Annotated in this window: 12 protein-coding genes; 3 read left to right on the top strand and 9 right to left on the bottom strand. The window is 50.9% G+C overall.

Annotation, left to right across the window (positions count from 1 at the left end; genetic code table 11):
- The first annotated feature begins 148 nt into the window (after positions 1-148).
- Positions 149-919, top strand: a complete 771-nt coding sequence (locus CXIVA_RS04335) for an adaptor protein MecA (protein WP_013976807.1) — start codon at positions 149-151, stop codon at positions 917-919.
- Between the two features lie 425 nt (positions 920-1,344).
- Positions 1,345-3,102, top strand: a complete 1,758-nt coding sequence (locus tag CXIVA_RS04340) for an IS1182 family transposase (protein ID WP_347475624.1) — start codon at positions 1,345-1,347, stop codon at positions 3,100-3,102.
- Positions 3,103-3,316: 214 nt separating this feature from the next.
- Here CXIVA_RS04340 and CXIVA_RS04345 read toward each other — a convergent pair whose 3' ends face one another.
- From CXIVA_RS04345 to CXIVA_RS04355, 3 genes are all read right to left on the bottom strand, one after another.
- Positions 3,317-3,538 (bottom strand): DUF1858 domain-containing protein, encoded by a 222-nt coding sequence (locus tag CXIVA_RS04345; RefSeq protein WP_013976809.1) that lies wholly within the window; start codon positions 3,536-3,538, stop codon positions 3,317-3,319.
- Positions 3,539-3,767: 229 nt separating this feature from the next.
- Positions 3,768-4,232, bottom strand: coding sequence for an acyl-CoA thioesterase (locus tag CXIVA_RS04350; protein ID WP_013976810.1), 465 nt, complete (start codon positions 4,230-4,232; stop codon positions 3,768-3,770).
- A 63-nt stretch (positions 4,233-4,295) separates the two neighbouring features.
- Complete coding sequence (locus tag CXIVA_RS04355) at positions 4,296-5,717, bottom strand: hypothetical protein (protein ID WP_013976811.1); 1,422 nt, start codon at positions 5,715-5,717, stop codon at positions 4,296-4,298.
- 416 nt (positions 5,718-6,133) lie between these two features.
- Between CXIVA_RS04355 and CXIVA_RS04360 the strand changes: the two genes are divergently transcribed.
- On the top strand, positions 6,134-6,304 hold the full coding sequence (locus tag CXIVA_RS04360; RefSeq protein WP_013976813.1) for a 4Fe-4S binding protein: 171 nt from the start codon (positions 6,134-6,136) through the stop codon (positions 6,302-6,304).
- Between the two features lie 157 nt (positions 6,305-6,461).
- Here the strand turns inward: CXIVA_RS04360 and CXIVA_RS04365 are convergent, their stop codons facing one another.
- The 6 genes from CXIVA_RS04365 to CXIVA_RS04395 form a co-directional block, all read right to left on the bottom strand.
- Positions 6,462-7,283: a hypothetical protein gene (locus tag CXIVA_RS04365; protein ID WP_013976814.1), complete on the bottom strand. Its 822-nt coding sequence runs from the start codon at positions 7,281-7,283 to the stop codon at positions 6,462-6,464.
- The gene (locus CXIVA_RS04370; protein WP_013976815.1) at positions 7,277-7,978 is read right to left on the bottom strand and encodes an ABC transporter ATP-binding protein; all 702 of its coding nucleotides are present in this window, start codon (positions 7,976-7,978) and stop codon (positions 7,277-7,279) included. The genes CXIVA_RS04365 and CXIVA_RS04370 overlap by 7 nt, the downstream gene beginning before the upstream one ends.
- A 1-nt stretch (position 7,979) precedes the next feature.
- Complete coding sequence (locus CXIVA_RS04375) at positions 7,980-8,363, bottom strand: GntR family transcriptional regulator (RefSeq protein WP_013976816.1); 384 nt, start codon at positions 8,361-8,363, stop codon at positions 7,980-7,982.
- A gap of 226 nt (positions 8,364-8,589) precedes the next feature.
- Positions 8,590-9,930 carry a sodium:proton antiporter gene (locus tag CXIVA_RS04380; protein ID WP_013976817.1) on the bottom strand — a complete coding sequence of 447 codons (1,341 nt, stop codon included), beginning with the start codon at positions 9,928-9,930 and terminating at the stop codon, positions 8,590-8,592.
- A 44-nt stretch (positions 9,931-9,974) separates the two neighbouring features.
- Entirely contained in the window at positions 9,975-10,583 is a 609-nt protein-coding gene (locus tag CXIVA_RS04385; RefSeq protein WP_013976818.1) for a cytidylate kinase-like family protein, read from the bottom strand.
- A 299-nt stretch (positions 10,584-10,882) separates the two neighbouring features.
- The gene (locus CXIVA_RS04395) at positions 10,883-12,427 is read right to left on the bottom strand and encodes an alanine/glycine:cation symporter family protein (RefSeq protein ID WP_013976819.1); all 1,545 of its coding nucleotides are present in this window, start codon (positions 12,425-12,427) and stop codon (positions 10,883-10,885) included.
- Positions 12,428-12,434: the final 7 nt, after the last annotated feature.

Below are 12,434 nucleotides of genomic sequence, written 5' to 3' on the forward strand. Positions count from 1 at the left end.
GTTTTATGATCCGGCGCATCCCCACGCTTCCCGCTCTGCTTTCCGTAATAAAAATTTCATAATTCCAACGCCCTCCGGAAAAGCCGAAACCCTTGACGAACAGGCGGATTGCGGATATACTTGTTAACCTATAAAGGAGAAAAATACTATGAAAATTGAACGATTAAATGATCGTCAGATCCGCTGCACCCTGACGAAGCAGGATCTGGATTCCCGCTCCATCAAGCTCAGCGAACTGGCCTACGGCTCCAAAAAAACAAAACAGCTCTTTCGCGATATGATGCAGATGGCGGCCGATGACCTTAATTTTCACGTTGACGATATTCCACTGATGATCGAGGCTATCCCCCTTCCCAAGGAATCCATCGCGCTGATCATCTCCAAAGTGGACTCCCCCGATGAGCTTGACACCCGTTTTTCCAGCTTCACACAGAACATGAACCTGGACGAAGATGATCCTGACTTTGCCAGCGGTGAAGACGCCGATCTGGAGGATGATACAGACAGCTTCATGGATCTGATCAATCAGATCCGCGAAAAACATGCCAAGAATCAGACGCAGGAGGACGGCAGCGCCGACAACAAGCCATCCGCCGGCCAAAACGGCCGCGGCTCCCAGCCTTCCCGTAAGGTCCGGATCTATTCCTTTTCCGATCTTGACCTGGCGATCCGGCTGGCCCATTCCCTGCAGCATTTCTATACCGGCGAAAACACCCTGTACAAAGATCCCACCGGCGGCACCTACCGCCTGGCTCTCCATCAGGGCAGCCACAGCGATTCGGACTTTGACCGGATCTGCCATGCCGCGGCGGAATACCTCCACCCGGAGAAAAATGCCGCCGGACTGGAATCCTATTTCCGGGAGCATTTCCGCATGATTCTGCCGGAAAACGCGCTGCAGCTCCTTGCGGAGGTCTGAACCTGGAGTATGTCGGAATCGATCGGACGACTAAGCCGGAGAGAAGTCCGGACCGGAAGTCCTCCTTCCGGCGCCTGAGAACGCGTACACAAAACAAATATTTCTAAAAAAGGGGCTGTCGGGAAATAGACGGCTAAAAACGGGATCCGTCCAGACTCGAAATGAGTTTGGTCGGATCCTTTTCTGTTCATATGATCTGGCTCATAAACCTTGCGTGCCGAATGTATGACATCACCAGAGGATGGATCCCGCAAGGCTGATATCCCAAGTTCTCCCCGAACTGATCATATTGACTCTGGCAAACAGCCACCGCGAAAGCGACTGTCAGGGCTGGCGTCCGCAGATAGGACTGACATCTTTGAAATAAAAGAAAAAAGATGGCCGTTTCTGACCACCTTTCTCCCGTTACATTGTATAATGTAACTATGCTAAAAAAACATCATTATTATAACGATTTTTTCGAAAAAGGGCAACTGAAGATTAACTTCAGCTTATATCAGATCGGCATACCCGCCGACGACCCCGTCTATACCCTTAAAAAAGTGATGGAGGATCTTGATTATTCCGGTCTGCTCGGCCGTTATTCTGCCAAGGGAAGAACCGGGTATAATCCGATCATGATGTTTGCTGTCGTCACCTACGCGAACATGCGGGGCATACGTTCCGTGGACCGGATCGTTGAACTCTGTGAACGGGATGTCGCTTTCATCTGGCTGACAAAAGGCGAGAAGCCGAAACGTGATGCCTTTTACGACTTCATCGGAAAGAAGCTGACGGGTGATATCCTGGATGATCTGCATTATCAGTTCATCCTGCGCCTGCATAAGGAAGGCCTGATCAGCCTGGATACCCTGTTCCTGGACGGGACAAAGCTGGAGGCGAATGCCAACCGGTATACGTTCGTCTGGAGGGGGAGTATCAATTACCATCTGGCCGGCCTGCTCGATACGATTGATATGCTCTATGCAAGGTACAATACGCTGCTGGATCAGGAAGGATATAAGGAAAAGTACGGATTAGACAATGTAAAGATGTTTGCCATCGAAGGGATGGGCAAAGTCCGTGAAGTCATTGAAAAGAACAGGAAGAGAAAGCTCACAAAACACAAAAAGCTTCCCAACAATACACGGATCCGGATCAGCAACTGCTCCCCGCTGGAGATGCTGACGCTCCAGAAGAACTTAAAGCAGATCGCAGACGGTGAGGACATCATCTTCGCCAATGGAAAAGGGAAACGCAGGACGGAGCTCCAGAAGCTATACGAGGAACTGGAAAACTGCGGAAGGCGTTTGATGAAATACAAGGAATGCTTTGAGATCATGGGTGATGACAGGAACAGCTATTCCAAGACAGACCTGGAAGCAACATTCATGCGGATGAAAGAAGACCACATGCTCAACGGCCAGTTAAAGCCGGCATATAATGTACAGATCGCAGTGGAAAACTACTTCATTATCCACAGTTATGTCAGTAACGACCGGACAGACTATGATACTTTGATCCCGGTGGCGGAAAAACACAAAGCAGCCTTTGGGAGATATCCAGAAGAGTTCACTGCGGACAGCGGATACTGCAGCGAAAAGAACCTCCTGTATCTGAAAGAAAACGGGATCACCAGCTACATCAAGCTGCAGGAACACGAGAAGATGAAAACACGCGCATATAAAAACGACATCGGCAGGCATTACAACATGGAGAAATGCGCAGATGATGAGGGGGGTTACTACCGCTGCCATGACGGCCGCAGCCTCCGGCATATCCGGACAGAGAGACATAAACGGGACGGTTATACACAAACCATGGAAGTGTACGGATGTGCGGACTGCAGCGGATGCGCGCATAAAGGAAGATGCCTGTATAAATATGATGCCGGTCGGGATGCTGACAAAAACAAGATGATGAAGATCAATGAGTCCTGGGAGGAGCTGAAAGCAGAGAGCCACAGGAACATCCAGAGTGAGCACGGCATCTATAACCGTCAGGTCCGATCGATCCAGACGGAAGGCCATTTTGGCGACATCAAGGAAAACGAGGGGTTCCGCCGGTTCAACTACCGATCATCCAAAAAAGTGTATAAGGAATTCATGCTGTTTGTGATCGGACGGAACATCAATAAATACCATAGGTTCCAGACAGGGCAGCTGAAGGAATTCGAGCCAAAAACAGAGAGTTCTGCAGCGTAAAAGAAAAGCCCCCGCAAAAAGAAGGATTATGGGGATAGTCTGCGCCAAAATCCGGATGATATCAAAGAAAGAGGATCCCTGCTATAATGCAGCTTCTTAAGAAGTGCTGAATATATCAGGGATCCTGTCTGTTTCAGTGATAAGGGGCTGAAATCGGTATTATCCGATAACCCCTTTTTCCGGTGTCCCGGTATGTATGCAATTCCGTTACAATTTAAGCCTCTTTTGCAGCATCCTGTGCAATCACTTCATTAATACGTGCTACCAGCTCATCCGGATTGATTCCGTGAACTGCTGCTGCTTCCTCGATGGTCTCCATCTGGGATGCCGGACATCCCAGGCAGTGCATACCGATCTCCATCAGTACCGGTGCTACGCCTGCATCAATTCTTAACAGATCGCCGATCATGGTTTCCTTTGTAATCTGCTGTGCCATGTGAGTTCTCCTTTCGTTTTCAAATCGGCCAGGTACCCTGGCATGTATTTCTCGTTCCGGTCAGCCAAATGACCCGTCCCGAAACTATTCTTCGTGAGTCAGCGTTAAGTATAATACCTGTTTCAGAAAAAAGCAAGCATTTATTTCCCTGTATTTTTCTATGATATCCGGGGTATGCAAACGCCTGCCACAGGCGGCTTTGCATATTCTGTATAAATTTTCTATGATTTTACCGGTCTAATCTGTCTGCTCTCGCCGCGGCTCCCCGCAGTTCCTCTGCGTGTTCCGTAAACCGCCTGTATATTTCCGGATACTTCCGTTTCACCCGAATGGGACGAAGCTCCCGGTTCAGAAAACAGTGGCTGGTAGATCCCGTCGCGTGAACCACCGCCCCGTCTTCACTGGTAATCACATACCGGACCCCGAACTTCAGTCCGTCAAACCACTCGACACTCATCTCGATTTTTACGGTTACTCCATAGGGTACAGCAGCTTTATAACTGCACTGCACATCAAGCACCGGAAACATAATTCCCAGCTCTTCCAGTCTGTCATACGGCATTCCCGCCTGATTCAGATAATCCACCCGGGCTTCTTCAAACCAGCGGATATAGTTTGAGTGATGCACAATACGCATCCCGTCTGTCTCATAATACTGAACTACATGAAAATAAGGTTTCATTCCCTTGCGCATAGCTGTTTCTCTTTTCTGCTCTGTAACTTTCTTCGTAATCTTCTTTGTAACACGCGCTTACCTTCACTGTCTGATCTGCACGGCCAGCCGGTCCGCATTTTTGTACAGGGACGGATTGGCATTTCCCTTGTCGCAGTATATCCGGAACGGCGTCATTCCCTGCACCGGACAGAAATGGCACTCCGGGTCATCCCAGTCAGAGGTATCTTTTTTTATTCTGCCGGTATCGGTCCGCTGATCCATCTCATAGGCCAGCAGGAACCGTTTGCTGATCAGCAGATCCCCGTCTTCCGCCTGTTTCTGCTTAAACAGATCCGCCGTGCGGATATTCACTGACACAAAACCGTTTTCCAGGGGAGCCAGACTGCCGATTTCCGGCAGAAGCCGAAGCAGATCCTGCAGAAGCCAGCCCCGGGCGATAATCCGCTGGTTGCCTGCATTGTGATTGAAAAACAGGTACTGTTCTTCCCGTTCCAGATCCCCGTAGCGCTGTTTTAATTCTGCCAGTGTGTATCCGTAGACTTTTTCCGGCGCTTCCGGATCTCCGATGACAATGGAAAAGTCATAGGGTTCCCGGCTTACGGGCACCCGTATCTCCCGGGAATCCTCCGAAACACGTGCTTCCCCAAACAGGAAGCCCGCCAGCTCTTCCAGCAATACTCCGTTTTGGTAAAATCCCAGTGTTTTCCCTGTTTCGTCCGCAAAAAACAGCCAGGCCGGCTCCTGTTCCCGCAGCCGGATTCTGCTTCCGTCTCTGCTGATAGCCTGAATCCCGGCGCTGCCCTTCCGCCGGCTCAGCTTTCGGTCCCAGTAGCCCTCCGTCAGCGGAACCGCAAAGGTGGGGATCTTTTTTCCGTCTTCCGCCGACAGTTCCGCGGGAAATACTTCAAATCCGCGCCCATCTTCGGCAGGTGCGAAAATCTCTTCCATTCCCAGATACTGATCATGCTCCAGACCGGTGCCCTTTGCGTAAAACGCCCGGTCTCTGCTGCCTGCCACTGCTGCCCAGGTGCCTTTTGCAAAGAAGTCTTTGTTTTTATCCGTAATTCCCCGCTGTCCAAACATCAGGGTCGGCCAGGGATACTGCCCGGCATGGCTGCTGTTCTTATAAAAAGACAGCATGCCTTCCACTTCCCGGGCGCCGTCGGCACTCCCCTCCGGCATCTGCGGAAAATAATAGCGCGTCTCATACATTTCCGACACCAGTGTCTCATAGCCGTCCACTGACAGAAAACGCACGTCCTCCGGCTTCTCCACTCCCGCCCTGGCAAACAGGCGGTTCAGGAAAATTCCGTGTCCTTCTTCAAATCCTTGGCTGGTGCTGCGTTCGTGTTCATCCAGTATAGAATACCGCGCGCTGCCCTGCCCGTCAAACGCAAGAAACTGCTGTACCGAAAACAGCACATTCTTCTCCGCCGCGCTGCCGCACAGAAAAAGTCCGATTTTCTCAGCCTGTTCTGCGATTTCTATAGATTTTATCTTCATACCGTCCTCCGTTTCCGCTGCTCCCTTTGCCGCAGCGCCGTCGCCCATATGCTCTGTGTCTCCCACAGCCCCGTGCTGTATTTCCCGGCTGCTCCGGAAGTCTTGTTCCGCATGTTTTTCGGCTGTCCCGGAAGCCCTGACCCGCGTGCCTCCCGAACATACTCCAATCTGTGTACGTTATTATAGTACCACAGATCGGCCACCGAACGTTATCCAAAAGCCTCGGCGACTTATCCTGTTTTTCTATTCCGATCTGTCTGTATAAATTTTCCTCAGAAACAGGAAAAAATTTGTCCGAAAAAAGTACAGTTAGTCAAATCTCACTTTCTTGCAATTACCTTTCGTTTGTATTATTATCATGATAAAGCTTTTTTGGAGAGCTTATATAGCTGATATTATTAAGGAGGTACACAACCATGGCAAGAGTTATTTCTGATGCTTGCATCAGCTGCGGCGCATGCGCAGGCACATGTCCGGTAGACGCAATTTCCGAAGGCGACAGCCAGTACGTAATTGACGCGGACGCTTGTATCGATTGCGGTGCTTGCGAGGACGGATGTCCGGTAGGCGCAATTGCAGCTGAGTAATACACTCATCTCGAGCAATGTACACATAAGAGAGCACGGCAGTTCTGCCGTGCTCTTTTTGTCTGCCTTTTTTTCTGTATGCAGAAAGCCGGCCCTGCGCCCGCTTTTTCTGCCGCGCAGAACCGGCAATCCGCCGCATCCGCCTAATTGTCCGTCCTCAGGCCAGATTCAGGCGGTTATTCATAATCCAGTTGGTTCCAACAAAACATCCGACGGCGCATGCTGCGTCCAGGATAATCTGCTTGATCAGCAGAGCCTGGAATACCGACATTCCGGAATCGGGATAGCCAGCCACAAAAAACATCGTTGCGAAGGAATTGATATTCAGGAGCCCGCTGATGATATTGACAGCAATCGTAATCCCGATAAATGCTGCCACCGCAACCAGAATCTTGTGCTTGTTGTTCAGGTTGCCAATGGCGAGGCTGACATAAAACAAAAGAATCGTATACACCATAGATACCAGAAGGGTGATAAGCAGCAGGACAATGATTGTTTTATACTCGCCAAGGTCCGAAATATGCACCCCTATGGCCTGCATAATCTCTTTGGCGCTTCCGCTGCTCAGCATCATCAGCCCCAGGGAAAGAATCGATACTCCCAGGGCGATCAGCTCAAAAATAAATCCCACAAGCAGCTTGCTGACAATCAGCATCCAGGAAGGAACCGGCAGCGTATGCATCAGGTATCCTTCCCCGCCCAGCATATTCCGGTAAAACCGGATAATAATCATTACAACGGTAATAATAAACATCGCAAGCAGCAGAAGTGTATACACTGCCAGCAGAATTCCCATACCAACGCTGCTGGATACCAGATCCCCGCTGGCGCCCATGTAAGACGGACTGTTGGAGACGGCGGAGGCCGCCCCGTGGATACTCAGTCCGAGTATCACCGCAACCGCCAGGACCGCCAGATAAATGAACCAGAGGAAACGTCCCATAGACCTCATATCATAACGAATTAATTTTCTTAACATCTGAATACCTCCCTGAAATACTCATCCACAGACTTTCCTTCTGTCTCACGGATCTCATCCACTCCTCTGTGGCAGACACACCGGCCCCGGTTTAAAAACACGGCTTCATCCAGCACACGCTCCACATCCGCGATCAGGTGCGTGGATATCACCACCAGGGCATTCTCGGAATAATTTTTCAAAATTGTCTCCAGAATATAGTCTCTGGCCGCCGGATCCACACCGCCGATGGGTTCATCCAGCAGATAGATCTTCGCCTTGCGGCTCATGGCCAGCACCAGCTGGACTTTCTCTTTATTGCCCTTTGACAGGGTTTTCAGTCTGGCCGTGCCTTCAATCCCCAGCTGGCTCAGCATATCTGCCGCCTTATCCCGGTCAAAATCCTGAAAAAAGTCCTCATACATGTCCAGGAGCCCCCGCACATTCATCCAGTCCGGCAGATATTCCGCGTCCGGCAGATAGGATACAAATTCCTTGGTCTCTGCTCCCGGTACCAGTCCATCCAGCAGAATTTCCCCGCCGGTGGGCCGGATCAGTCCGTTGGCCATCTTCAGCATGGTGGTCTTGCCGCTGCCGTTCGGTCCCAGAAGGCCCACGATCCGTCCTTCTTCCAGCGCCAGATTCACCTGATCCAGCGCATGATTCGGCTGACCGTAATTCTTGGTCAGGTTTTTACATTCAAACAATGTACTCATATCATTTTCCTCCCTGGCCCTGCGCTTCCGGCTGATTATCCCGGATCAGCGCCAGTACCTCTTCTTTTTCCAGTCCCAGTTCATACATCTGTCGCATAAAGTGCTCTACTGCTTCTCTTGCGGTCATGATCTTCCGACTCCTTATCTGCTCCTCATCATCTGTCACAAAACGCCCGCTGGTCCGCATGGAATATACCAGCCCGGTACGCTCCAGTTCTGTCAGCGCCCGCTGCATCGTATTTGGATTCACTCCGGCTTCATTTGCCAGGTCCCGCACAGATCCCAGGCGGCTGCCCGGCGCATATACGCCAGTTATGATCCTTCGTTCGATCTCATCAATCAGCTGCCTGTAGATGGAGCGCTGATCATCGAGTTTCCATGTCATCTCGCTGCCTCCTTTACTTCCTGCCTGCGATACGGTCTTCTGCTTTACAGCGTATCACAGCACGCCGCATGTTCTGCTTCTGTATCACTGTATTATTGTATTACCTACTTAATACACTGGTACATTAACACAAAGGCAGCGGTTTGACAAGCCTTTCCCGAAAAAAAATACAGGTGAACGCGTTTCAAGCATTTCACCTGTATGTTTATTCTCTTATTTCTGTGCGTTAAATCAGGAAAATCAGGGTATCGATCACAAATACCGGGATCAGATAGCGCAGAGACCAGAGCATGTATCCGAAAAAAGACGGCATCCGGATCCCTTCATCCTCCGCAATCGCCTTGACCATAAAGTTCGGCGCGTTGCCGATATAAGTATTTGCCCCCATAAATACTGCGCCGGCGGATATGGCAAACAGCATTTTCTGTGACACGATCCCGACCGAAGTCGCCACGCCGGACGTGGCGCCCAGTGTTCCTGCTGTGGTAAGGAATACCAGATAGGTGGGCGTGTTGTCCAGGAAAGAGGACATGGCTCCCGTGGTCCAGAAAATCTGCCAGGCATGCCGGATCGGAAGAGAGCTTCCCTTGGCTTCCAGAATCAGCAGCGCCGGCACCATAGTGATAAAGATACCGATAAAAAGAACTGCCACTTCCTGGATCGGCCCCCAGCTGAAGTTATTTTCTCTGCGGATTTCCGGACGGGTTGTCCGGAAGGACAGCAGCGCCGCAAACAGGATAATCACCACTTCCACCAGATCCGCGTATGCCAGCTCCACCTCCCCGAAAATCGGGATTCCGCCGCTGAATGCCGGAATATTCGGCAGCATTCCGCTCAGAATCACGGCCAGGACAATGATGCCCATAAAAATAAAATTGTGGGCGCCCAACAGGCGGACACTGACATTTTCATCAATTTCTTCCGGATGCAGACCCTCTTTCAGATCTTTGGAATAGGCGCGGACATCCAGAATATAATAAATCGTAAGAAGAATCGCCACATTCAGAAGCAGAATCACAATCATATGAAAGCTCCAGAAAAAGGGCACTTTCCGCATAAATCCCATGAGCATCGGGGGGTCTCCCACCGGTGTCAGTACGCCTCCCATATTGGAAACCAGGAAGATAAAAAATACGATGGTATGTACTTTTCTTTTTCTCCACTGATTCGCCTTAATCACCGGACGAATCATCAGCATGCTGGCGCCGGTGGTTCCCACCCAGCCTGCCAGCACAGTGCCGATCAGCAGGAAGATCAGGTTCACCCGGGGAGAACCCGCAAGGTTGCTCTTCAGGGTAATATTGCTGCTGACACAGAACAATCCGAACAGCAGGACAATAAAGGTCAGATAATCCCCTGCCACTACTTCCGCGAGCCGCTCCATCATCGTATGGAATCCGAATCTGACCGCAAAAGGGATCAGAAATAACGCGGACCACAGGATGACCATATATTTTTTATTTTTTTCCCACCATACGGGCTTTACCAGCGGAAAAACCGCTATACTCAGCAGCATCCCGAGAAACGGGATGCAGAATAACAAAGATATTTGATTTCCAAGTTCCATAACTGTTATTTCTTTCTGTACGTCACTTTAGTTGTCGGTATCAGTTATCGGTCCCCATACTCCCATTCATACATATGGCAGATGATTTCAATGCAGGCCTCCTCGGTCAGGCTGCTAGAGTCCAGACAGATATCATAATTTTCCTTCTGTCCCCACTTCACGCCGGTATGGTACAGATAGCTGGCCGCTCTGCGCTGATCTTTTTCAGAGACCCGCTTGTCAATCGGCACTTTGGTTTCTCCGTATTTCCTCAGGATCCGGGCCTTGCGCCACTCCAGATCCGCGAATACAAAGACCTTCAGCACATCGTCCCGGTCTTTCAGTATCTGGTCCCCGCATCTGCCCACCAGCAGAAACGGCCCTTCCTGTGTCAGTTCGTGCACCGCTTCACACTGCGCGCGGTAAATATAGTCATTGATGGTATTGCCACTCTGGTCTCTGCCGCTGAGCAGAAAGGACAGCTTTGTCCGCCCCGGTGCCTCCGCCTTATCCATCATGCGGATAAATTCCTCGTCATAGCGGGAATGCCGGGCAATCCGTTCAATAATCTCTTCGTCATAAAATGGAATATTCAGACGTTTTGCCGCTTCCATGCCTATGGTGTGTCCCCCGCTTCCGAATTCACGCCCCAGCGTAATAATTCTTTTTTTCATTCTGTTTACCCCTTCCCCTACTGTCAAAACATATGTAATACAATTCATTATATACTATAATCCGCTTTTTGTGGGTGTTTTTCCGTAAAGAGAAGGATTCTGTCTTTTATTTTCCGCCAATTCCAGGCGGTTCCGTTCCCTGTGACTGAAAAAACGGTCCGGAGCAGTTTCCGCTCCGGACCGTCTGTTGCCATCTGTGGTTCTCTGGTTCTGCCGCATCCGCCGAAACGGCAGTCATTCTGCGCAGATCTGCATCCGCGGACCTGCCGGTTTTCTTTTGTCATTTCTATGCGGGAAGCCTAGAGATTCGTCTCCTCACCGGCAGCCTCTGTCTCTGCAGGAAGCACCGGGTTTTCTTCTCTGCGGGAAAATCTGCTTCTGGCTTCCTCGCGCCGCCGGCGGCGCAGATCGGCCGGACTCTCCAGGGGATCATCCACCACTTTTCCGCCGCCGCTCAGGGCACCGCGGCTGGAATTCTGTACCGTAGGTGTGGGGTCTTGTGACAGATCGTTGATATGGCTGCCTTTATATTTTTTCGTTTCGTAAGCTACTATACCGCTTAAGCCCAGTACAGCAATAATGTTCGGAATTGCCATCAGGCCGTTCAGCAGATCGGCGATATTCCAGATCAGATCCAGTCCCACCAGAGATCCAATAAACACGCCGGCAATCCACAGGATTTTGTATACTTTAATAACTTTTTCCCCGAACAGGAATACTGCGCTCCGCTCCCCGTAATAGTACCAGCCGAGAATCGTGGAAAAAGCGAACGTAATCAGTCCCACCAGAAGAATCGGCAGTCCCACATACGGAATCATGGAAAACGCCTTGCTGGTCAGCGCGCTGCCGTTGCCGCTCAGGGCATCGATGGAGGGATATTTAATGATGCAGGATACCAGCACCAGCCCGGTAATCAGGCAGATCACCACCGTGTCCCAGAAGGTACCCGTCATAGACACCATGGCCTGGCGTTTCGGGTTTCTGGTCTGGGCTGCGGAGGCTACCAGCGGGGCGGAACCCATACCGGATTCATTGGAAAACAGTCCACGGGCAAATCCGTACCTGCAGGTCACGGTAATGGCACTGCCCACAAACCCGGCGCCTGCTGACCGCGGCTGAAAGGCGGCGCGGACGATCGTTGCCACGGCCTGTCCCAGCACGTCATAGTTCATCACAAGAATAATGATGCAGCCTGCCACATATAAAAATGCCATCAATGGCACCAGTTTCTCCGCCACTTTGGTGATGGATTTGATTCCGCCCAGAATCACCAGGGTCACAATAACGCTTAAAACCACTGCCACGGCCAGCGGCGGTACGTTGAAATTCTCCTTAAAATTCGATGCCACCGCATTCGCCTGAACCGTACAGCCGATTCCAAAGGCACAGACTGACGCCAGAAAGGCGAATATGATTCCGAGCCAGCGCATCTTAAGCCCACGGTCCAGCGCGTACATGGCACCGCCGATCATGGTTCCGTCTTCACTTTTCACCCGGTATTTCACTGCGATCAGTGTTTCCGCGTATTTCGTGGCGATTCCGAACAGACCGGTCAGCCACATCCACAGTACCGCGCCGGGACCGCCCATGGCAATCGCGGTGCCGACCCCGATAATATTGCCGGTGCCTATGGTAGAGGACAGGGCGGTGGTCAGCGCGCCAAACTGTGAAACATCTCCCTCGGAATCTTCATCCCGGGTCACAGACATCTTAATCGCCTGAAAAATATTCTTCTGGATGCAGCCGGTGCGGATGGTCATAAAGATATGCGTGCCAAACAGCATCACGATCATGGGCCATCCCCACAGCAGATTATTTACAGTACTGATTGCAGTATTCAGCATAAACGGC

Origin of the sequence: Clostridium sp. SY8519, assembly GCF_000270305.1 — a bacterium.
Classification (GTDB): domain Bacteria; phylum Bacillota; class Clostridia; order Lachnospirales; family Lachnospiraceae; genus SY8519.

Coding starts and splice junctions, on each gene's coding strand:
- CXIVA_RS04365 (WP_013976814.1), bottom strand. CDS start 7,283: ATGTTAAGAAAATTAATTCGTTATGATATGAGGTCTATGGGACGTTTC.
- CXIVA_RS04350 (WP_013976810.1), bottom strand. CDS start 4,232: ATGCGCAAGGGAATGAAACCTTATTTTCATGTAGTTCAGTATTATGAG.
- CXIVA_RS04375 (WP_013976816.1), bottom strand. CDS start 8,363: ATGACATGGAAACTCGATGATCAGCGCTCCATCTACAGGCAGCTGATT.
- CXIVA_RS04355 (WP_013976811.1), bottom strand. CDS start 5,717: ATGAAGATAAAATCTATAGAAATCGCAGAACAGGCTGAGAAAATCGGA.
- CXIVA_RS04345 (WP_013976809.1), bottom strand. CDS start 3,538: ATGGCACAGCAGATTACAAAGGAAACCATGATCGGCGATCTGTTAAGA.
- CXIVA_RS04380 (WP_013976817.1), bottom strand. CDS start 9,930: ATGGAACTTGGAAATCAAATATCTTTGTTATTCTGCATCCCGTTTCTC.
- CXIVA_RS04360 (WP_013976813.1), top strand. CDS start 6,134: ATGGCAAGAGTTATTTCTGATGCTTGCATCAGCTGCGGCGCATGCGCA.
- CXIVA_RS04385 (WP_013976818.1), bottom strand. CDS start 10,583: ATGAAAAAAAGAATTATTACGCTGGGGCGTGAATTCGGAAGCGGGGGA.
- CXIVA_RS04370 (WP_013976815.1), bottom strand. CDS start 7,978: ATGAGTACATTGTTTGAATGTAAAAACCTGACCAAGAATTACGGTCAG.
- CXIVA_RS04395 (WP_013976819.1), bottom strand. CDS start 12,427: ATGCTGAATACTGCAATCAGTACTGTAAATAATCTGCTGTGGGGATGG.
- CXIVA_RS04340 (WP_347475624.1), top strand. CDS start 1,345: ATGCTAAAAAAACATCATTATTATAACGATTTTTTCGAAAAAGGGCAA.
- CXIVA_RS04335 (WP_013976807.1), top strand. CDS start 149: ATGAAAATTGAACGATTAAATGATCGTCAGATCCGCTGCACCCTGACG.